21 protein-coding genes are annotated in these 19,915 nt (G+C 46.3%); 16 read left to right on the forward strand and 5 right to left on the reverse strand.

Annotation, left to right across the window (positions count from 1 at the left end; translation table 11 throughout):
• The first annotated feature begins 2 nt into the window (after positions 1-2).
• Positions 3-1,250 (forward strand): hypothetical protein, encoded by a 1,248-nt coding sequence (locus AC2TDN_RS00625; RefSeq protein WP_484686676.1) that lies wholly within the window; start codon positions 3-5, stop codon positions 1,248-1,250.
• Between the two features lie 17 nt (positions 1,251-1,267).
• Complete coding sequence (locus AC2TDN_RS00630) at positions 1,268-1,543, forward strand: hypothetical protein (protein ID WP_484686677.1); 276 nt, start codon at positions 1,268-1,270, stop codon at positions 1,541-1,543.
• Between the two features lie 52 nt (positions 1,544-1,595).
• On the opposite strand, the gene AC2TDN_RS00635 is transcribed toward AC2TDN_RS00630, so the two are convergent.
• Both AC2TDN_RS00635 and AC2TDN_RS00640 read right to left on the reverse strand, forming a co-directional pair.
• Positions 1,596-2,465, reverse strand: coding sequence for a CheR family methyltransferase (locus tag AC2TDN_RS00635; protein ID WP_484686678.1), 870 nt, complete (start codon positions 2,463-2,465; stop codon positions 1,596-1,598).
• Complete coding sequence (locus AC2TDN_RS00640) at positions 2,462-5,218, reverse strand: CHASE3 domain-containing protein (RefSeq protein ID WP_484686679.1); 2,757 nt, start codon at positions 5,216-5,218, stop codon at positions 2,462-2,464. The genes AC2TDN_RS00635 and AC2TDN_RS00640 overlap by 4 nt, the downstream gene beginning before the upstream one ends.
• 170 nt (positions 5,219-5,388) lie before the next feature.
• Between AC2TDN_RS00640 and AC2TDN_RS00645 the strand changes: the two genes are divergently transcribed.
• Genes AC2TDN_RS00645 through AC2TDN_RS00655 form a run of 3 tightly spaced genes read left to right on the forward strand, consistent with a single transcriptional unit; the run spans position 5,389 to position 7,081 of the window.
• Entirely contained in the window at positions 5,389-5,823 is a 435-nt protein-coding gene (locus AC2TDN_RS00645) for a DUF948 domain-containing protein (RefSeq protein ID WP_482065204.1), read from the forward strand.
• A gap of 38 nt (positions 5,824-5,861) precedes the next feature.
• On the forward strand, positions 5,862-6,302 hold the full coding sequence (gene rsbW / locus AC2TDN_RS00650) for an anti-sigma B factor RsbW (RefSeq protein ID WP_482065203.1): 441 nt from the start codon (positions 5,862-5,864) through the stop codon (positions 6,300-6,302).
• On the forward strand, positions 6,299-7,081 hold the full coding sequence (locus tag AC2TDN_RS00655; protein ID WP_484686680.1) for a sigma-70 family RNA polymerase sigma factor: 783 nt from the start codon (positions 6,299-6,301) through the stop codon (positions 7,079-7,081). Before rsbW ends, AC2TDN_RS00655 begins: the two co-directional genes overlap by 4 nt.
• A 65-nt stretch (positions 7,082-7,146) precedes the next feature.
• On the opposite strand, the gene AC2TDN_RS00660 is transcribed toward AC2TDN_RS00655, so the two are convergent.
• From AC2TDN_RS00660 to AC2TDN_RS00670, 3 genes are all read right to left on the reverse strand, one after another.
• On the reverse strand, positions 7,147-7,287 hold the full coding sequence (locus tag AC2TDN_RS00660; protein ID WP_482065201.1) for a hypothetical protein: 141 nt from the start codon (positions 7,285-7,287) through the stop codon (positions 7,147-7,149).
• Between the two features lie 4 nt (positions 7,288-7,291).
• A complete protein-coding gene (locus AC2TDN_RS00665) occupies positions 7,292-7,648 on the reverse strand; it encodes a YtxH domain-containing protein (RefSeq protein WP_482065200.1) in 357 nt (118 codons plus the stop codon).
• A 194-nt stretch (positions 7,649-7,842) separates the two neighbouring features.
• Positions 7,843-8,175, reverse strand: coding sequence for a DUF2500 family protein (locus AC2TDN_RS00670; RefSeq protein ID WP_482065199.1), 333 nt, complete (start codon positions 8,173-8,175; stop codon positions 7,843-7,845).
• A 315-nt stretch (positions 8,176-8,490) separates the two neighbouring features.
• Here AC2TDN_RS00670 and AC2TDN_RS00675 point away from each other — a divergent pair, with 315 nt between their 5' ends.
• The 11 genes from AC2TDN_RS00675 to AC2TDN_RS00725 all read left to right on the forward strand — a co-directional run bounded on the left by AC2TDN_RS00675 (position 8,491) and on the right by AC2TDN_RS00725 (position 19,894).
• Entirely contained in the window at positions 8,491-10,554 is a 2,064-nt protein-coding gene (locus AC2TDN_RS00675; protein WP_484686681.1) for a methyl-accepting chemotaxis protein, read from the forward strand.
• A 620-nt stretch (positions 10,555-11,174) separates the two neighbouring features.
• The gene (locus tag AC2TDN_RS00680; protein WP_482065197.1) at positions 11,175-11,411 is read left to right on the forward strand and encodes a nitroreductase family protein; all 237 of its coding nucleotides are present in this window, start codon (positions 11,175-11,177) and stop codon (positions 11,409-11,411) included.
• Positions 11,412-11,461: 50 nt separating this feature from the next.
• Entirely contained in the window at positions 11,462-11,644 is a 183-nt protein-coding gene (locus tag AC2TDN_RS00685; protein ID WP_484686682.1) for a YezD family protein, read from the forward strand.
• Complete coding sequence (locus tag AC2TDN_RS00690) at positions 11,644-11,952, forward strand: hypothetical protein (protein WP_484686683.1); 309 nt, start codon at positions 11,644-11,646, stop codon at positions 11,950-11,952. The genes AC2TDN_RS00685 and AC2TDN_RS00690 overlap by 1 nt, the downstream gene beginning before the upstream one ends.
• A 519-nt stretch (positions 11,953-12,471) precedes the next feature.
• The gene (locus tag AC2TDN_RS00695) at positions 12,472-13,062 is read left to right on the forward strand and encodes a PadR family transcriptional regulator (RefSeq protein WP_484686684.1); all 591 of its coding nucleotides are present in this window, start codon (positions 12,472-12,474) and stop codon (positions 13,060-13,062) included.
• Positions 13,059-14,897 carry an ABC transporter ATP-binding protein gene (locus tag AC2TDN_RS00700; RefSeq protein WP_484686685.1) on the forward strand — a complete coding sequence of 613 codons (1,839 nt, stop codon included), beginning with the start codon at positions 13,059-13,061 and terminating at the stop codon, positions 14,895-14,897. Before AC2TDN_RS00695 ends, AC2TDN_RS00700 begins: the two co-directional genes overlap by 4 nt.
• Before the next feature lie 231 nt (positions 14,898-15,128).
• Entirely contained in the window at positions 15,129-16,784 is a 1,656-nt protein-coding gene (locus AC2TDN_RS00705; RefSeq protein WP_484686686.1) for an FAD-dependent oxidoreductase, read from the forward strand.
• Positions 16,781-17,161, forward strand: a complete 381-nt coding sequence (locus tag AC2TDN_RS00710) for a 4Fe-4S binding protein (protein WP_484686687.1) — start codon at positions 16,781-16,783, stop codon at positions 17,159-17,161. Before AC2TDN_RS00705 ends, AC2TDN_RS00710 begins: the two co-directional genes overlap by 4 nt.
• A gap of 44 nt (positions 17,162-17,205) precedes the next feature.
• The gene (locus AC2TDN_RS00715) at positions 17,206-17,832 is read left to right on the forward strand and encodes a nitroreductase family protein (protein ID WP_484686688.1); all 627 of its coding nucleotides are present in this window, start codon (positions 17,206-17,208) and stop codon (positions 17,830-17,832) included.
• Positions 17,833-17,930: 98 nt separating this feature from the next.
• A complete protein-coding gene (locus tag AC2TDN_RS00720) occupies positions 17,931-19,559 on the forward strand; it encodes an FAD-dependent oxidoreductase (protein WP_482065189.1) in 1,629 nt (542 codons plus the stop codon).
• Complete coding sequence (locus tag AC2TDN_RS00725; RefSeq protein WP_482065188.1) at positions 19,556-19,894, forward strand: 4Fe-4S binding protein; 339 nt, start codon at positions 19,556-19,558, stop codon at positions 19,892-19,894. Before AC2TDN_RS00720 ends, AC2TDN_RS00725 begins: the two co-directional genes overlap by 4 nt.
• Positions 19,895-19,915 lie beyond the last annotated feature (21 nt).

A 19,915-nucleotide genomic window follows, 5' to 3' on the forward strand; every position in this document is an offset into this window, starting at 1 on the left:
AAATGAGGCGTTATTGGTTATCCATTATTATTGTTGTGCTCGCAATCAGCGGGATTGGCACTTATTATTCGTTCGGCAGACTGAACCATTTACCCGAGTACAAGCTTGAAACGATTCAAGGAGATTCTAAAGAAGGCGCAGCTGTCCAATTATTAGGTGGTTATCGCGGGGACATGAGTTACGAATACTTAGAAGTAAATACAAGGGGCAGCGAATATGGCGGCTTGAATAATAACCTTCGAGTAGAATTTTCTAAATTCGGTCCAGAATATTACAGACAAGCTGATTTCGAGCAGCTTTTAATCGATCACAAGTCCTTTATGCGGGGAAAAGACAATATGAACGGCTTTTACCGAGATGAGGAATGGGTGATCTATTCAGATGTATCTTTAAGTAATAAGAAGTCAGAAGCTCCAGTCGCTGTATTTCAGCTCAATCTTCTCCATGAAGCAACAGATAATGTTACTACATTTAAACAAACTTACGAGATGCCTGAACCATTCTACAACTTATATGTTGGAGATGTACAGCGTTTGGACGATAAGGTCTATATTCTGGTTAGTAAATATTATATTGGCAGTAAATCGAAACCAACAGAGTATGAAGTATTTGAAATGGACCTCGCTAACGGGAAGCTGCTAGGAAATGAGAAAATTGATATTGAGGGCAGCGACAAACCAGACATTCAACTGCAAGTTGCAAGCATAACACCGGATGTGGCTAGCGCTCCAGCTGAAACGATCTTCTTTATCTCAAGTGAAGTGAAGGTCAACCAGAATGGAGAGGAAGCTGATATTTATTCCGATAAGCTCAGCGAAAAGTATTATTCCTATTCGTATCGTACGGGCTTGATGAGTGAATTGCCCGAAATGATCTCACAATCGACTGGTGACACGAAAAAGTCGCGAAGCTTGCAAGTTGATTATTTATATTTTGCGGAATACGATCCTGAGCAGCTTACCTTAACGCGTTATAACCTTCAGACTAAGAAATATGAACACGCGTATGCATCGGTATCTGCTGAGCAGCTAGGTGTGGACGAGATTAAAAAGGTGCAGTTTGGATTAAACCGTTTGTACATTCTATTTAATCAAGCTGGCGTTCCTGGAACAGCCGTAATTGATATTTCAAACGGGAAGCTGCTATTTACTGGTCGTGCAGTTGTAGTTAGTGACAAAGAGCACGAGAAGAAGGAGATAAACAATCTCCTTTTGACAAATATGAAGATCAACGAAACGATAAAAAATTGATTTGACGAGGAATACTTATGAACGTTATGAGAGCAGCATTACTAAGGGATCAAAAGCTTCAACGCTTAAGAGGACTTGAGCAGTTCACCTATCAGGTTGCCCATTTCATCCTGCAAGATGAGATTCTCGCAGCTGAGGCGGCAAAAGCGGCATTGCTAGAATTAAGCCAGATGGAGAAGCCGTTAGCGGGTTCGGAGGAAGAGCTGCGCAGCCATGCGAAAAAGGTGACGATGAGCGCCTCGATCAACATAGCCCGCACGGCTTCTATTGCTAACCAAACAGCGGCCTTATAACAAATAGAGCCAGATTCCTTGGGAGAGGAATCTGGCTCTATATTTATTAAACTTAACTGCTCATCTTGCGGAAAATTCGCTCTGGCGCATTAAAGTCCACGTATTTGTTCTTATGTGGGGTTAAGAGCGATTCCATGTTGCCTAAGACCAGAAAGCCTTCCATTGCAAGGCTTTCGAAAAACAGCTGATGCACATGCTTTTGCAGCTCAGAGTCAAAATAGATCAGAACGTTCCGGCATAAAATGACGTGAAATTCATTGAATGAACGATCCGTTGCAAGATTATGCTGCGCAAACATCATGTTTTCCTTGATATAAGAATGGAACATTGCATGCTCGTGATTGGTTGTATAGTAGGAGGAGAACTCCTTGGTCCCGCCAGCCTGCAAATAATTTTTCGTAAAGGACTGCATGCGCTTAAGCGGAAATTTACCTTTTTTTGCACTCTCGATGACATGCTCATTCATGTCCGTTGCATAGATCTTAGCTTTATCCAGCAGACCTTCCTCATGCAGCAGGATAGCCATCGAGTAAACCTCTTCCCCAGTCGCGCAGCCTGCATGCCATATCCGAATTTCGGGAAGCTCGCGAAGCAGCGGAATGACGTCCTTGCGAAAAGATGCAAAAAAACTGGGATCACGAAACATTTCCGTTACTTTTATCGAGAAATCATTTAGCAGCTTATCGAAAAATTTAGGCTCATGAAGCACCTTCTCAAGAAGCGACGTTATCGTCGGCAAGCCTTCAAGATTTATCCGATGATAAATACGCCGACGCAGCGATGAGCGCAAGTAGTTTCGAAAATCGAAGCCGTAAATGCTGTAAATGCCTTCAAGCAGCAAATTGATTTCTATGCGCTCCAGCTCGTCTTGCGTTAACGCATCTTCATTAATGAAGTCTTCCTCATTCCATTCCTTGCTCAATTACCCACCTGCTTTGTTAGCCATACCCGCATAAGCGAAAATAACTGCTCCATATTGAGAGGCTTGCTAATATAATCGGAGGCACCTGCCTCCAAGCATTTATCGCGGTCACTCTTCATCGCTTTCGCTGTGAGCGCAATGATTGGCGTATCCTGCATTGCGGGAACAAGCCGCATCGCTTTCATCGTTTCAAAACCGTCCATGATGGGCATCATAATGTCCATGAGCACCAGATCGAAGTCTGTGTTTTTGTTGATAATGTCCATACATTGTTTTCCGTTGCTGGCTACTGTCACTTTAAACTTCTTATTCTCCAGCGATTTGACCAACGCATATACGTTGCGTGAATCATCCTCTACGAGCAGAACTCTTTTTCCTTCAAAAAGCGAGGACTCATTGTCCGCTAGAACAAGATCATTATCGGTCTGTTCGATGATGCCGGGTGCTTGTACGACGATCGAAGGCTCAGAGGCTGCTGCTATCTCCTGATGAAACGAGACAAGCTGCTCTTTTTCCATATCCGGCAAGCTTGGTATAAAGAGTGTAAAGGTGCTGCCCATATCCGGCTTGCTTTCGAGTGTAATGCGTCCGCCGAGAAGTCTGCTGAATTCATTGCAGATCGATAAGCCAAGCCCAGTACCGCCATATTGACGATTGGTTTCACCGTCAACCTGCTGGAACGCTTCAAAGATTAACTTCTGCTTGTTAAGCGGTATGCCTATGCCCGTATCGGTTACAGATATAGCAAATACCTCTTTGTCGGCGTGGTTAGGAAGATGCTGCATCACGATTTGCGGATCGGCGATTTGAATATTCAGAGAAACGTTCCCTTGCTCCGTAAATTTAAAAGCGTTAGACAATACATTTTTCAAAATTTGCTGCAATCTCTGTCCGTCTGTATAGAGCACAGGAGGGACATTTTCATCTACGTTGATATGGAAAGCAATTTCTTTGTTTTCAGCTACAGGGTTAAAGAGAAGTTTCATGTGCTCTGGTATTTCGCTGACGTTTACTTCATCCATCATTAAAATGACCTTTCCAGCCTCGATCTTTGATAAATCGAGAATGTCATCAATAAGCATAAGCAGATCATTGCCGGAAGTATGGATGAATTTAGCATACCCTTCTTCCTCTGGATTCAACGTTTCATTCTCATTTTCTGCAAGCAGCTGTGACAAAATCAATATACTGTTAAGCGGAGTACGAAGCTCATGCGACATATTGGCAAGGAAGTTGGATTTGTACTGCGAGCTTTTCTTAAGCTGCTCGGAATACGTTTCGAGCTCTTTCTTCGCTTTTTCCAATTCCTTCGTTTTCTGCTCGGCGAACAGGTTTTGCTCCTCTAAATGCTCGGTCGTCATGCGCATTTCTTCCTGCTGCATTTGCAGCTCCTCCGATTGCGTCTGAAGCTCCTCGGTTTGCGTTTGCAGCTCCTCCGTCAACACCTGCGATTCGCTGAGCAGACGCTCGACCTCCATGCGGCCAATAACATTATTGATTGCAACGCCAAATGAATTTTCGATTTGCTCCAATAGCTTCAAATGCTGTGAAGTAAACGATTCAACGGATGCGAATTCCACGACAGCGGCTACCTTTCCTTCAAATTCGATCGGAACGATTAGAATGCTCTTCGGCTGCACCGATACAAGTCCTGATGTAATGCTGATGGGATGGTCAGGTGCCGAATTGAGCAGAAAATTGCGTTTCTCTTGCGCTGCTTGACCGATGAGGCCTTCGCCCATACGGAAGCTGGCATGTCCAGCACTTTCTCCTGATACGGCATATGAGGCGATTTTGATCAGCTTCTGCTGATCGCCGGTTCCTTGCTTCATATAAAATAATCCATAGGTTGCGTTAAGCATGGGAGCAATCTTTGAAAGAAAGGATTCTGCTAACGTCGTCATATCGTTAATTCCCTGATTCATAGTTGCCACCTCGGCGACCTTTGTTTGAATCCAGTTTTGATCGTTTACGTTGTCGAGCAGCGCATTGGTTGCATGAGCGAGATCTCTGATCTCATCTCGTGTGTTTACTTTAATTCGTGTGGAGAGGTCCCCTCCTGCAGAGGCGATGTCGGTTATCGATTTTACGACATCTTTAATCGTCTTTACGATAGTCCCAGATACAAATGAAACGATTATGAGAGCGACAACGGAAACGACGAGCAGCATGACATACAGGCTGATAACGAGCATATCGTTCCGGTTTTCAAGCTGCATAATATGATTTTTAGTGGATGCAATCTCTTTTTGGCGCAGTGTCTCTAATTGCGTGCGAAGGGCATCAATATCTTTTTTACCTATGTCTTCATTAAAGAAATCGATGATCCCTTGCGTGTCGTTCGCCTTGCGAAGAGCGACGGTAGGCTCGCCCGCTACATTGATCCAATTTTGAATCGTAAGCTTGATCTCCTCAAGACTTTTGCGTGTAGTCGGGTCATCAGCGATGTATTGGTACAAGGCATTGTAGTTAGCCTCCCATTCCGATTTCCCTTCCGTATACGGCTCTAAATAAGACTCATTACCGGTAATGACATACCCTCGCTGGCTAGTCTCCATGCTGACGGCATTATAGCGAATGGTCGTAATCAAATTATGGACTTCGATATCACGGCTTGTAATCGACTCAATTTCACTTTGCAAGGACGATATTCTGTCGCTTACTACAATAATGGATGCTCCTAAACAACAAATGATAAGAAAATAGCCGATTAAAATTTTCGAGCGAATATTTAATCGTAGATTACTAAGCATGATAAGCTCCTTTGATTTCAATGATCGATTTAATAGAATCCTTCAATTATATCATGAATAAGGCAATTGACAATTTTCTTCCTGCTATTAACAACTTAAGCATGCCAGCTGATTCAAATAAGGCAATAGCGGGTAACTTATGAAAAAAAGAAAAGAAAGTGGTGACAACGATGGATATGTTAATGCAGATCAGTATTGCTGTTATAGCAATTGCGTTTCTTGTTCTCTTGTATTCGCTCATTCAAACGTTGAAAATTTTACGAGGCACGTTGGAAGAGATGCGAGTCACGATCGGATCATTGCGAACAGAGGTAACGCAGATCAGTGTTGAAGTGAAAGAGGCCGTTCATCATACGAATGCGATGACTCGTGATGTAAGATCGAAGCTTAGCTCGTTGGACGTGCTATTTGCTTCCGTCAATGATCTTGGCCATGCCCTGCATTCGTTTACCGGAGCAGCCAAGGAGTCAGCCGCAAGCGTGGTTGCCTCCATAAAAGGCGAGGGCAAGAAAGCAAAGCCGGCAGGAGAGCCTGGATTAATAAGTACGGTTTATGACGGTGTTATATCCACGATAAGAGTTTGGAATAAAGTCAAAAACATATGAGCTATAATAGGAACATACAAGAGAGGACAGAAGAAACTATGAACTCATTCATTCGGTTGACGATTCCGGCGCGGGCGGAATATATCGATATTGTAAGATTGACATTGTTTGGCATTGCGAATAAAGCAGGTTTCTCGTATGAGGAAATTGAAGATATGAAGGTAGCGGTTACGGAGGCCTGCACAAACGTTGTGCTTCATGCTTACAGCAATGCGCAGCCTGGTGTAGTAGACATCAGCTTCGAGCTTGAGCAAGAAGGGTTGTCCATTCGGATTAAAGATGAGGGCGAAAGCTTCAAATACGAACCTGCGCTGAGCAAGTCCGTCTCCCTGCACGATAAGAAGCTGGAAGAAGTGACGGCTGGCGGGCTTGGCCTATTCATGATGCATGCGTTAATGGATAAGGTGGAGATCTTTTCCGAAAGAGGTACAGAGGTGATTCTCACCAAGCTATTTGGTAGGAAAGAGGAGATGGCATGAGCGTGAATTCATCCTGCCTGGATCCAAAAGAAACGATAGAAAAAATGAAATTTTATCAGGAGACAGGCTGCAACGGTACCGCGACGGTATTGCTGCAGCATTTTGAACCGATCGTGAGGATGGCAGCCGCCAAAATGTCCCGCAGTCGGCCTGACCTCTATGAGGATTTGTATCAGGTTGGCCAGCTTTCTATGCTTCGCTTATTCAAGCAGTATGACAGCTCGCGGGAAATTCCGTTTGAAGGCTACGCGATGAAAAGCATCATCGGCCACCTGAAAAACTACTTGCGTGATAAATCATGGTATATCCAAGTGCCAAGACGAATTAAAGAGAAGGGCCTGCTTATCCAGCAGGCTATCGATCACTTGACGGTGGAGCTTGGGCATTCGCCTAAAATGGAGGAAATCGCAGTCCATCTTGGCCTCTCGGTAGAGGAAACGATTGAGGTGCTGTCCTGCCGCGAATCTTATCATTATGTATCGCTTGATACGCCTTTATCTAGCGAAGGGGATAGCGCCGCAACGATTGGCGATCTCATCGGTTCGGACAAGGACGATTATCAGCATGTCGATAATCGTCTGGATCTGGAGGAGGCGCTGGATCAACTTAAGGCAGAGGAGAAGAAAGTGCTTCTGCTAGCTTATCATAGCGGCAAATCGCAGCGGGATATCGCCGAAGAGCTAGGCGTATCGCAGATGAGCGTATCACGCATTCAGAAACGGGCGATCGAGAAACTCAAGGTATTGCTCGTGGATCAGCGTCCGGATTTTATCCTTTGACATTAAACATAAAAACACCCTATCCATTCGATATGGATAGGGTGTTTTTTGATAAAAATTACTTTTTATTGAGCGGGGTCTGGAATCAGACCCCGCTCAATAACCTCTGCATTGGTTTCCATCTGCTCCATATCCTCGCCCAGCTTGATCATTTCTTCCTCGTTTGGGGCCATGGAGTTTGTTGTTTCTTCAAGTTCGGTTTTCATCGTGTTACCTCCCAGAGGCAGCAAGTCCATCCTTGACGTCATCCTTAGCGGAGGAAAAGGAATCCATAATAGTCTGGTTTGATTTTTTAGCATGATCGACCAGATCGCCGGCTTCATCTTTGATGTTGCTGGCTAGTTCCTTTGTGTTCTGCCCGACAGTAGTGGCGAGCTCTTTCGTATTTTGTCCCACCGCAGTGGCGATATCCTTTGTTTTCTCGCTGATCGTCTTGAACTTGTTCGAGAGATCCTCCCGAAGGTTTGCGCCTGATTTTGGAGCAAACAGCAGAGCCGAAATGGCACCGATGGCACCTCCTACAATTGCGCCTAACAATACGCCGTTACTAGAGTTTTCTCGTGACATTTGTCATCTCTCCTCGTTTGGTTATTTGTTGATCATGTTGACCAACGTTTGTTCAACTTAGTTATATATAAACGGATACCGTCTTTTTGAAACAAATATTTAAGTAAAAAATTTACAATTTAACGATAATGGTGCGTCGATGGCTACAGTTGGATCGAACCGATTCTGCTGCGCTTGGCCAAGCGCTTGGGTCCCTAGGTTTGATGTGGTGTACGACAACATTTGCTACACGCCGCAGGAAACGGAGGATCGAATTCCAAGGTGATATAGTAGTAGGTTCGCGATGAGTTCGTCGAGTGCCCGATACCGTTATGGTTATGGTGATTCGTATGATGGCCGATATCCATCCGCTTGGATACGATGCGGGCGTAGCTTGATTCCTGTGGAGCTCTAGCATTTTTGGCATGGTTGACAATAGAATACAAGATCCCGCCTATGACAAGGATAAATATGATGCCAATAAATACCGGGACGATCGTAAACATCAAGCTGAAGCCGCCGCCGATTGAAGATCCTAATCCATTCATCTGACTCCATCCCATCATTTTACTAATTTGTATTTTAACATTGTATTCAAAGCTAGGCGATTCGTTTCCACTTTTATAAAGTACTGATGGAGAGACAAAGAGAATTAATACGTAATATTAACATTTTGTGTTGAATTAAGGAAGTCATTGACATTAAAGAGGGCCGATGCTACGATTTGGTCAATTTCCTGCTTTAGTGATAGGAAATTCATGTGTTTTCATGAAAGAATCACTATTTACATGATGGAAGGAGGAACTATTTTTTATTAATAACTTACATAATACGGGGACATAACACAGAGGAGATTATACATAATGGGATGGCAAAATAAAGTTTTAAATAAAGCAAAAAACACTTCATTGCAAATTAAGCTTCCTGTATTAATAAGTTTATTGGTGATTATTATCTTGTTTGCTACTGCGTTCACGATGTACCTATTCTCATCGGAATTATTGCTGACAAAAAGCAAGGATGAAATAAATGCGAATGCTGACCGAATCGGCGAAGGACTAATGACGGCCATTCAGTTGCAGGAGCAGTCCACGTTTTTAGCCTCAAATGACAATACCTATCGAGAGCTGCTAAAGCTACGCAAAGCAGGAACGATGCCTGATGCTCAGTTTTTCTCCCCATTGAATGTTTTATTTACGAAAGCTAACAAAACCATTTTACAAGGCTTTAAAGGCACGAAGGGCAATGAGTCATTTCTGGTTATCGATTCCAATGGTGTTATTGTCACGGGTACAAATGCCGATAACATTGGCCAATCACGCTCTGATCGTGAATACTTCCTTGAAGCAATGAAGGGGAAATCCTTTATTTCAGACGCCATCAAATCGAAGAGCACAGGTAAGATTATACTCGTCTTTTCGCATCCCATTCTGAACGAGAGCGGGCAGACAATCGGTGTTTTTGCCGCAACGGTAGACAGTAAGTTTTTTGTGAATAAGCTCGGCAATATTAAAATTAACGCAGATGGAAAAATTGAAATTATTAGCCGAGGAGGCACCATACTTTATCATTCAACGGATCCATCTAAAATTGGTGAGAGTGTCGATGATAATTCAGACATTCAATCGGTTCTAGCGGATAAAGCTACCGAGAAAATAAAAGTGCAAACAATGGAGCTTGGCAACGATTATGCTAGAATCAATCAAATTCCGAGCGCTGATCTGGTTGTTTCCGTTATTGATTCCTATGATGACATTAAACGTCCTGTTAAAGATATGCTTCAAAAAATGTATTTGATTACAACTCTAGCGGTTATTGTGGCAATTGCTTTTGGATTCATTCTTTCGCGTTACATCACAAGACCGATTGCTCAATTAACAAGACTTTTTAAACAATTGGCATCAGGTGATCTTACAGTAGCGGCAAGCGGGAAGTACGATAGCGAGTTTAAAGATTTGGCTGATAGCTTTAATAGCATGGTGAGACAAAACAAAGATTTAATTACAAATATGAATAAAACGATTTTGGTTCTTAACTCAAGTACAAGTAAACTAGAGGAGTCATCAAAGCAAACGGCTCAGTCGATTAGCGAGACTTCGGTAACATCCATGGAGATTGCAAAAGCAATGGAATCGCAGTCGCTTGATACAGAGCATATCGTCGATAAGTTTTATGGATTTGGCGAGAAGTTCGCCTCTATGAATGATAAAGTCCAATCCGTTAAGGAAAGGGCAGAAGAAATCGTCAAAGTATTCAACACAAGCAATCAAGTTGTCAATAATCTGATTCAAATTAACGATCAAAATGAAGCAGAAGTTCAAAAAATTTCTGCAATTACGCATAAGCTTCAAGAAAGCTCTGCTCTTATTAGCAAAATTACAGGAGCAATCAATGAAATTGCCAAGCAAACCAACCTGCTAGCACTGAACGCATCAATTGAAGCTGCAAGAGCAGGCGAGCATGGGCGAGGCTTTGCAGTAGTTGCATCTGAGATCCGTAAGCTTGCAGAACAAAGCTCTAAGCAGTCGAATGAAATTAACACGATCATACAAAACAACCTTGCGTTCGTCGCAGAGAACAATGACAGTGTGATAGAAATTCGTAATATCGCTGTGAAGCAGGATGAATTCGTCGGTGAGACGCAAGAGGCGTTCAATACCATTTTGGATAAAATAATGGAGATTACGGATCAGATTATAGCAATGGCAAGTGAAGTTGCCCGTATGGAAAAGGATAGAGACGAGGTCCAGGAATCGGCACAAAGCCTCTCAGCCGCAGGAGAGGAAGTATCTGCATCGGTAGAGGAAGTGACTGCGACGATGATGGAGCAATCGGCTACTGTACATCAGCTCGCGAATATGGTTGAAACGATTGATAACCTTACGAATGAGCTTGCGGAAACGTCAGCAAAATTCAAGGTTTCTTGATCGCACAAGAAGACAAAAGACCTTTGCATCTAGGCAAGTGATGCAAAGGTCTTTTTTTTTTTAACATCGGACTGGACCGAGAGAAAACGCACAGCATGCTGTGTTCACGGAGGGATAAAAGCGCTTCCGCATATACTTGTGTTTAGAAAGCTATCCATCCTTATGCAGGCTTCTTGGTCGGCTGGGTGGTGCTGCTCGAATATATTTTCTCTTCCGTTATTGCATGCTTGACGTTCGGCCTTTATATGCATGCCCAGTTCCCAGGTGTTCCGGCTTCAATTTGGATTATTGGAATATATTTGTAGTCGTGCAAATATTGTTTATTGCTGAAGGGGCTGGCGGGCAGCGCTGCACACGAAGCCGATGCTTGCTGCCATTATGCATAAACGCCAGCTTGAATTAGAGGATAATTGTTGACGAATAGAAAACATCTATGGTAAATTAAATTTATCCTATTGAATTAGTCGGATATAGAAATGAGAATCGAATAAGAAATTATGGCATTAGTATCGCTGTAGTTTATTCACATTCGCGCTCGCTAGAAAACTGGAGGCGCATGCCAACCGAATGCCGAATCGGTTGTCGTGCGCCTTTTTTTTCATAAAGGGAGGTGCAATAGGGTGAGTCTCTCGGAAATACATGCTTACACTCAGTCACTTGAGTCAAATTACAGTCCGGAGGTTGCCGAAGCGCGGCGGCCGGATTATCCGGAACACCCGCTTATTTTGAATCGTTGGTCGCCGCGTTCCTACTCGGAGCAGCGCGTTACCGATGAAGAGCTTTACACGATATTGGAAGCCGCCAGATGGGCGCCTTCTTCGAGCAATACGAATAGACAATCAGCTTCGGTTGATTAGGTTGTAAGCCTAAGAGGGCTGCAAGCATAACTTTGGAGAGGGTGTTGATTATGTCTAGACCGGTTGAGGTTGCTGATGAGTGGTTGAAACGGATTAAGGAGCAATTGGCAGGGGTTCAATTCGGTGTCATTCAAATTACGATTCATAACGGGCAAATCGTTCAAATTGATCGGACAGAGCGCAGTCGCTATGATACGGAGAAAGCTCATTCTGCTGCCCGGAAGCAGAGATAATGAAGAACAACCTTACTATAGGCGTATACGAATGGCCTGATTTGGCATTTCATCATTATTGCTTGCACATGTATCGACTGAATCGCGGGATTTATAATACGATTGATCAGTGGCTGTACGATAATGGCTATCCTGAAATTAAACGCAGACGGAAAATGATCATTCGTTTTTTGGACTTTATGACGCAGGGGCAGACCGAGGAAGGGCGAAAGTTTTTATCCTTTGGGAAAGGCAATTTAATTGTGGAGCTAGCCGAGTTTGTAGCCGAGCAGGATATTCATGCAAGAAGAGTATTGTCCGCATACTGAGCCAAATAACTGCAGAGAAGATGGTTGACAGCCTGCGGTACTCTTATTATTTAAAGTGCACTATTTTCATATGAATACTAATCATTACCGACCGGATAACCGGAGACATTTTGCATAACATGTCTCCGGTTTTTTTGTTCATACGATGAAATCCCAGATTAGGAAGAACACTGGAGAAGCGCCGCCAGAAGGTCCGCGACTAGCAGGAGGCGAAGCTGGCGAAGGTTGACGACGTGACAGCAGGTCTGCAAGTCACGAAAGAATCGGTCGTAAGCTAATTCATTAACTACATATATTCTATCGTATCAATTTAGGATATCAGAGCAGCACAAGATATCCTTTTTTTTGGCGGAAATCTTGTTCTGATAATCGATGGGAAAAATAGCGGAGCGGTTAAGCAGCCTTAGGTATGGCAGCATCCAAGCAGCTGTCTATTACGCAATAAGTAATTGCCAATTAACGATATATCGTATAGTATTTAAAATAATACGATATATCGTTAATAAAGGAGCATGCGGGATGACAGGAGAATGGCAGCCAGAGGAACGATTGTTTTTGCATCATGCCCATGAAAGAGATATGAGCGGCTCGGGCAGACGATTTTTTAGCCGCGGCGGAGTGAAATATGCTTTGCTTGCGCTGCTTGAGCTAGAAAGCATGCATGGCTATCAAATGATGAAAGCACTTGAGGACCAGTCCGGAGGTACATACAAGCCGAGTGCAGGCTCGATTTATCCTACCCTTCAGATGCTGCGGGACCAGGGGTTTGTGGAATCTTCCAAGCAGGATGAGAAGAAGATTTTTGAAATAACAGATAACGGCAGAGCTTATTTGCTTGAGGAGAAGGAGAATGCCGCTAATGGCCTGGATCGGCGGGAGTATGGCTGCGCTGAGGAGGAAGGCGCTCCGTGTGATCGAAGCAAGCCGAATCGGCGATTAACACCGGCCGGCAAAGAGCTGCTTCATTTGCTCAAGGCGGCAGAACGAGCGGTTGTGAACGACAGCAGGAAGGCGGCGCAGCTGCGTACGATCCTCGAGCATTTGCGTCTCTCGCTTCGCCAAGTAGCTGCTGAAGCGGAAAGTGGCGGCGAAGAGGGGAAAGGAGCATGAGCGAACGTCACAATTCCGCTCCGATGCATCGGCAAGGCGGCAGCTTGGGCGGCATGAGGAAATTCGGCACCGGCGAGAAGGCGAATCCAGCCAGCATATTCAGCATGTTCGTGCGAATATATACTCATGCACGATTGCAGTTGCCCTTGCTAATCGCTTCCGTTGCTTGCGTCATCGCGATTTCGCTGCTGGAGTTTATCGTTCCGCAATTAACGCGTTATACGATTGATCACATTATTCCAGAAAAGCTGTTTTCCAAGCTGTTTCTTATTGGCGGCGGTGTTTTGGGTGCGGCGATCGCACTTGGCGCCCTGCGTTATGCGAGCACTACTCTGATGTCCTCTATCGGCCAAAAGGTGCTGTACAATCTTCGCAACGATTTGTATCGTCATATGCAGCGCCTGGACGTAGCTTTCTTTGACCGCAATCGTACCGGCGATCTGATGTCTAGAGTTACAAATGACGTAAGCATCCTTCAGCAAATGATTTCCTCCAGCATGATGCAATTGTTTACTGATTTCTTCACCTTTACCGCAATTGCGATTTATATGCTTTGGATTGATTGGAGGCTGACGCTGCTGCTGCTCGCAACCTTCCCGTTTATGATTATGACGACCAAATTTTTTGGCAAAAGATTGCGCTCTTCCTTCCGAACGGTACAGGAATCTGTAGCCGATGTCAGCGACCATTTGCAAAATACGCTAACAGGCATACGTCTTATTAAAGCGTTTACCGCAGAGGACTACGAATCGGATCGTTTCTCTGAGCGAACCCAGCGAAATATGGATGCGAATATTCAGGTGACTCGCTTGCGGGCAGCTTATGAGCCTATTATTGATTTGCTTAATTTTCTGGGCCTCGCTATCGTGCTTGTATTTGGAGCATGGCTTGCGATGAAGAATCAGATGACAGTTGGCACGATTGTTGCTTTCATCGCCTATTTGCGGCTTTTGCAAAACCCGGTTCGCCATTTTAGCCGAATTATTAATACGATCCAGCAGTCGGCTGCCGCTTATGAGCGCATTATGGAGGTTATGAACACGAATGCAGAAATCATAGAGAAGGAGGGAGCGATTAAGCTGCCGCGAGCAAGCGGGCATATCGTGTTTAATCATATTGATTTTGCGTATACCAAAGATTCTAGCGTATTGAAAAAATTTTATTTGGAGCTTGAAGCGGGCAAGGTGACCGCGCTTGTCGGATCATCAGGTTCAGGCAAAACAACGATTGCTCATCTCATCGCTAGATTTTATGATCCGCAGTCTGGCGAAATAACAATTGACGGTTTTTCGCTGAAGGATATTACGTTGGCTTCGCTTAGGGAGCAGATTGGAATCGTGTCGCAGGATATCATTTTATTCAATGGGACGATCGGGGATAATATCCGGTACGGCAATCATCATGCGACGGAAGAGGAGGTCATTGCAGCAGCTAAGGCGGCGAATGCATCAGCCTTTATTGATTCGTTCCCGCAAGGCTATGAAACGCAAATCGGCGAGCGGGGAGTGAAGCTGTCCGGCGGCCAGAAGCAGCGGCTTTCTATTGCTAGGGCGATTTTGAAAAATCCTAGGGTCATTATTCTTGATGAGGCTACCGCTTCACTCGACACAGAGTCGGAGCAATACATTCAAGATGCGCTGGCGCAATTGCTGGCGGGACGTACCTGCCTTGTTATTGCGCATCGCCTGTCTACCATTCAGCAGGCGGATCAGATTTATGTACTGGAGCAAGGTCAAATCGTAGAGAACGGAACGCATGACGAGCTGCTGATCCGTCAAGGGCGCTACAATCAGCTGTATGAGCTGCAATTCCCGCAAACGGATGCCGTGCAATAAACGATCCATCACGCGAAGCAAATCATAAGTCGGCCAAACATGTTGACAAAAATATTCAGCGGTGCTAACATTCAAAATAATTTAAAATTCATACTATACCACTAGGAATTCTTTTTTTCTTAGCAGCCATCGACCATATATGTGGAGATGTAAGATTGGATAATCAATCTGCATCTCCTTTTTTTTGTAGGCGACGGGATTCCAAACATGATACGTAACGGAGGCATAACGATGAGCGAACAGGAAAATTTGAAACTTGTTACGGACGTATTGGTTATAGGCGGAGGACCTGCCGGCGCATGGGCGGCTTGGAGTGCGGCATCTCAAGGAGCCAAAGTGATACTTGTAGATAAAGGATATCTCGGCTCCAGCGGAGCGACTGCGCCTGGCGGAACAAATTTGCTGTATTTGCCGCCTGATAAAGAACTAAGAGAAGCAGCCGTGCAGGCGCGTCTAAAGTCGGGGGGGTACTTAGCGGAGGGGCACTGGATTCATCGCGTGCTCGATCAGGTTTACATTAATTTAGAGCTTGTGGAAAAGTGGGGCTATCCTTTCGTGCGTGATGAGAGCGGTACGCCGATGCGCGATCATCTGCAGGGTCCTGAATATATGAGCTTAATGCGTCGTGTCGTCAAGAAGGCTGGGGTCAAAATATTGGATCACTCGCCCGCCTTGGAGCTTCTGACCGATGAGAGAGGAGTCGGCGGCGCTCGCGGCATTTCTCGGCAGGAAGACCGTGAATGGGAGGTTCGAGCCAATGCCGTTGTAATTGCGACAGGCGGCTGTGCGTTTCTCAGCAAAGGTCTCGGCTGCAACGTACTTACCGGGGACGGATACTTAATGGCATCCGAGCTTGGCGCCGAACTCTCCGGCATGGAGTTTTCGCGGCGTTATGCGCCAAGCCCGGCGTATAGCACGAATACTCGCTCGCGATTGCTTGGCTGGGCGACATATTACGACAAAGACGGCAATCAACTGAGCGGACAGCGCAATGGAGATTTTCTGGCGTCAAAGCTGCTGGAGGGGCCTGTGTATGCCATTATGAATAAAGCAGACACACCTGAGAAGCAAGCTATCCTTCGAGAATCCCATGCCATTTTCTTTTTGCCATATGATCGTGCAGGCATTGATGTCTTTACGGAGCCTTTCCCGCTGACGCTGCGGTATGAAGGAACGGTTCGCGGTACAGGCGGTATCCGGATTGTTAGCGAAGATTGCGCGACCACGGTATCGGGGCTTTATGCGGCAGGAGACGCCGCAACGCGTGAGCGAATTACGGGCGCAGCATCAGGCGGCGGGGCGTTCAACGCTTCATGGGCGATTTGCTCCGGAACATGGGCAGGAAAAGGCGCAGCGGAATTCGCGCTATCCTCTTCTGTCGATGCTGGAGCGCGCAAGGTAAGCGCAGCGGGAAAATATGGCATGCAGGAGGAATCGAGGCCTGGTGAGAAAGCAGTTGATACCCGCGAATTGGTTAAAGCGATTCAGAACGAAATGCTGCCGCTTGAAATCAATTATTTTCGGACGGAGGCAGGCTTAACCGAGTCGCTTGATAGGCTGAACCAGCTATGGACCAAAGTAAATGGGCAAGCTCCTGCTACGGTGCATGAACGGGTGCATGCAAGGGAAGCTGCGGCAATGGCAGCAACAGCGCGTTGGATCTATACCGCAGCGCTCGCACGGAAAGAGTCACGCGGAGCAGGGCTTCATGTACTCGCCGAATATCCGGATGTCGATCCGAAGCAGCAATATCGTCTGCTCGTATCCGGTCTTGAGAATATTCAGGTTCGGCCTGAGTCGGCAGCACCTGCTCAAACAAATGCGCCAGAGCATAATATACCCGCTGCTGTACAGGCGGTAGACCTGAAGGAGGTGCAAGCAGGATGATTGAACTTGTAAGCGAGGATCGTTGTATTCAATGCAATTTATGCGTTAAGGTTTGCCCGACTAACGTGTTCGATAAGGTGCCAGGCGGCGCTCCTGTCATCGCTAGGCAAGAGGATTGCCAGACTTGCTTTATTTGTGAAGCCTATTGCCCGGTTGATGCGCTTTACGTATCGCCGTATGCAGATGAAATAATCGAAGTGGATGAGAGCGATTTGGCGCAGCGCGGCGTTCTGGGCAGCTGGAGAGCAACAATTGGCTGGGGTCCGGGAAGAACGAAGCTGGCGGCGATTGATAAAACAGCTTTTATTAATCGTATATTGCCGCAGCGTCCAGTCCGTGCAGCAGGAGTATCCGATGTTAATGTCCAAACAAGCTAGAACATAGAACATAAAACGTATAGTAGAAGAGGAGAAGGATGAGCATGAGCAAGGTTGAACGTCATATTATTGAAGCAGAAGGTTTGCAGCAATACAGCAAGGAGGTTGCGGAGAACAGGAAACCTGAATCTCCTGTCCATCCGCTTATATTGAACCGATGGTCGCCTCGTTCTTATTCCGATGCGAAGATTACTGATGAAGTGCTTTATACCGTATTGGAGGCTGCAAGCTGGGCGCCTTCCGCAAGGAACGCTCAGCCATGGCGTTTTTTCGTAGCGAAGGATGCTAGGGAGCTTGAAGTGTTCCAAACCTTTATAAAGCCGAGAAATCAGCTTTGGACATCTAAAGCTCCGGTATTGCTTTTACTTGCATCAGCAAAGGTAAAGGAAAACGGCGATCTGAACGGAGCCCATGCCTTTGATGCCGGCGCAGCCTGGGCGACATTGGCGCTGCAAGCTTCGCTGCTTGGGTTATCGACGAGGGCAGTGGGAGGCTTCGACCACGCGTTGGCGCGCGAGGTTCTGCAAGTTCCGGAAGACATTGCGCTTCATGCGGTTATTGCTCTAGGCTATCGCGGGGGGCTGGATACGCTTGATGCCTCGTTCCATGATAAGGAGCTTCCAACAAGCCGCCGCAGGTTGAGTGATAGTATATTAACTATCAAAACATAAAGATGAGGATGTTGGTATAGAGATTTCGACCGTATAAACGGAGATGTATTTCATAACGAGATACATCTTTTATTTTTTTGAATAGAGGAGGATCTGCGGTGAGTGCGGAGACAGATATAAGGATAACGGCTGATGTGTTGATTATTGGAGGAGGGCCTGCTGCTGCCTGGGCGGCATGGAGCGCTGCTTCCCATGGAGCAAAGACGGTTTTAGTCGATAAAGGATATTTGGGGACAAGCGGCGCAACCGCTCCCGGCGGAACAGGCTTTCTCTACGTGGAGCCTGACGTTAAGAAACGGGAGGAGTCTGTGCAGGATCGGTTGAAATCCGGCGGATTCTTGTCGGAAGGCGTCTGGATTCACAGGCTAATGGAACAAGCATATTTGAATATACAGCTTGTGGAGAAGTGGGGCTATCGGTTTCCTTTGGATGATAACGGGAATTTGTATAAGTCTCATATGCAGGGTCCGGAATATATGGAGCTCATGCGGCGTGTCGTAAAGAAGGCTGGGGTTACGATATTGGATCAGCATCCGGCACTGGAACTTCTCGTGGATGAGCACGGGGTTGGCGGAGCTCGAGGCATCGCGCGGTTAGACGGGCGGTCATGGGAGGTGCGGGCGAATGCGGTCGTTATTGCTACGGGAGGCTGCGCTTTTCTTAGCAAAGGGCTCGGCTGCAACGTTCAAACAGGGGATGGCCAGCTCATGGCTGCCGAATTAGGCGTTGAGCTCTCCGGCATGGAATTCAGCCGGCAATATGCAACGACTGCTGCTTTCGGCACAGTGACGAGGAACAGAGTTCTAGGATTCGCTTCATTTTATGATGAGGAAGGCAATGTTCTTCATGAAGGCGGTCCAAGACAGGACCACTTCTTCGCCAAGCATCTGGCAAAAGGTCCTGTATATGCCACGCTCACGCAGGGCAATACGCCTGAGAAGCAGGCAATAATAAGAGCTGCAACGCCGCTTTGGTTCGTTCCCTTTGATCGCGCCGGCATCGATCCGTTCACGCAGCGCTTTCCAATCGCTATGCGTTACGAAGGAACGATTCGCGGTACCGGCGGTATTCGGCTTGTAGGAGATTATTGCGAAACCTCTGTGCAGGGGCTCTTCGCAGCGGGTGATGCCGCATCCCGCGAGAAGACTGCGGGCGCTCGCTCAGGCGGAGGGGCCTACAATGCTTCCTGGGCGATAGCTTCCGGAACCTGGACAGGAAAGGGCGCTGCCGAATATTCCCTTAAGCAAACAAAACAAGCCTCGCAACGAACTCTTCGTGCTGCTGGTCGTTACGGGCTTGAGCATACGGCTGCGTCAGGCGATATCATCGAATCCCGCCGTGTTGTCGAGCAGGTGCAGCGTGAGATGTTTCCGCTCAATATTAATTATTTCCGCAGTGAACCGGTGCTGCAAGCATCGCTTGAGAGACTGCATAAGCTCTGGCCGCTCGTACAGGGGAAGGTGCAGCCGACGACAACGGGACGCGTTCAAGCGAGAGAGGCGGCGGCGATGGTTGCCAATGCGAGATGGATGTATACCGCTGCTTTAGCGCGTAAGGAAACCCGAGGCATGCATACGATGAAAGAGTATCCGGAGCTTGATCCGGCGTTGAACCATCGATTGCTCCTTTCAGGCTTTGAAGACATCCGAATTCAACCAGAGGCGGTTCCGGGCATTCGCACGGACGTACCGCAGCCAGTAGTTATTAAGGAGGCATTAACAATATGATTGAGCTTGTAAGCGAGGATCGGTGCATCCAGTGCAATCTTTGCGTGAAAGTATGTCCAACTAATGTGTTTGATACAAATGAATTCGGGCTGCCCGTCATCGCGAGGCAAGAGGATTGTCAAACCTGCTTCATGTGCGAAGCCTATTGTCCTGTGGATGCCCTTTATGTCGCGTATCATGCCGACGAAAAGATTGAAGTGGATGAGAAAGAGCTAATAGCAAGCAACAAGCTGGGCAGCTGGCGGTCGGTAATCGGTTGGGGAAGCAATGGAAGGATATCTATGGCAGCCAATGATACGACTCCGATTTTGCGACGGGTCCGTAATGGGAATTAATCACTTATAAGGGAGAAGTGG

It is taken from the genome of Paenibacillus sp. Y660 (assembly GCF_057221575.1).

Coding starts and splice junctions, on each gene's coding strand:
- AC2TDN_RS00625 (WP_484686676.1), top strand. CDS start 3: ATGAGGCGTTATTGGTTATCCATTATTATTGTTGTGCTCGCAATCAGC.
- AC2TDN_RS00630 (WP_484686677.1), top strand. CDS start 1,268: ATGAACGTTATGAGAGCAGCATTACTAAGGGATCAAAAGCTTCAACGC.
- AC2TDN_RS00640 (WP_484686679.1), bottom strand. CDS start 5,218: ATGCTTAGTAATCTACGATTAAATATTCGCTCGAAAATTTTAATCGGC.
- AC2TDN_RS00645 (WP_482065204.1), top strand. CDS start 5,389: ATGGATATGTTAATGCAGATCAGTATTGCTGTTATAGCAATTGCGTTT.
- rsbW (WP_482065203.1), top strand. CDS start 5,862: ATGAACTCATTCATTCGGTTGACGATTCCGGCGCGGGCGGAATATATC.
- AC2TDN_RS00655 (WP_484686680.1), top strand. CDS start 6,299: ATGAGCGTGAATTCATCCTGCCTGGATCCAAAAGAAACGATAGAAAAA.
- AC2TDN_RS00660 (WP_482065201.1), bottom strand. CDS start 7,287: ATGAAAACCGAACTTGAAGAAACAACAAACTCCATGGCCCCAAACGAG.
- AC2TDN_RS00665 (WP_482065200.1), bottom strand. CDS start 7,648: ATGTCACGAGAAAACTCTAGTAACGGCGTATTGTTAGGCGCAATTGTA.
- AC2TDN_RS00670 (WP_482065199.1), bottom strand. CDS start 8,175: ATGAATGGATTAGGATCTTCAATCGGCGGCGGCTTCAGCTTGATGTTT.
- AC2TDN_RS00675 (WP_484686681.1), top strand. CDS start 8,491: ATGGGATGGCAAAATAAAGTTTTAAATAAAGCAAAAAACACTTCATTG.
- AC2TDN_RS00685 (WP_484686682.1), top strand. CDS start 11,462: ATGTCTAGACCGGTTGAGGTTGCTGATGAGTGGTTGAAACGGATTAAG.
- AC2TDN_RS00690 (WP_484686683.1), top strand. CDS start 11,644: ATGAAGAACAACCTTACTATAGGCGTATACGAATGGCCTGATTTGGCA.
- AC2TDN_RS00695 (WP_484686684.1), top strand. CDS start 12,472: ATGACAGGAGAATGGCAGCCAGAGGAACGATTGTTTTTGCATCATGCC.
- AC2TDN_RS00700 (WP_484686685.1), top strand. CDS start 13,059: ATGAGCGAACGTCACAATTCCGCTCCGATGCATCGGCAAGGCGGCAGC.
- AC2TDN_RS00705 (WP_484686686.1), top strand. CDS start 15,129: ATGAGCGAACAGGAAAATTTGAAACTTGTTACGGACGTATTGGTTATA.
- AC2TDN_RS00710 (WP_484686687.1), top strand. CDS start 16,781: ATGATTGAACTTGTAAGCGAGGATCGTTGTATTCAATGCAATTTATGC.
- AC2TDN_RS00715 (WP_484686688.1), top strand. CDS start 17,206: ATGAGCAAGGTTGAACGTCATATTATTGAAGCAGAAGGTTTGCAGCAA.
- AC2TDN_RS00725 (WP_482065188.1), top strand. CDS start 19,556: ATGATTGAGCTTGTAAGCGAGGATCGGTGCATCCAGTGCAATCTTTGC.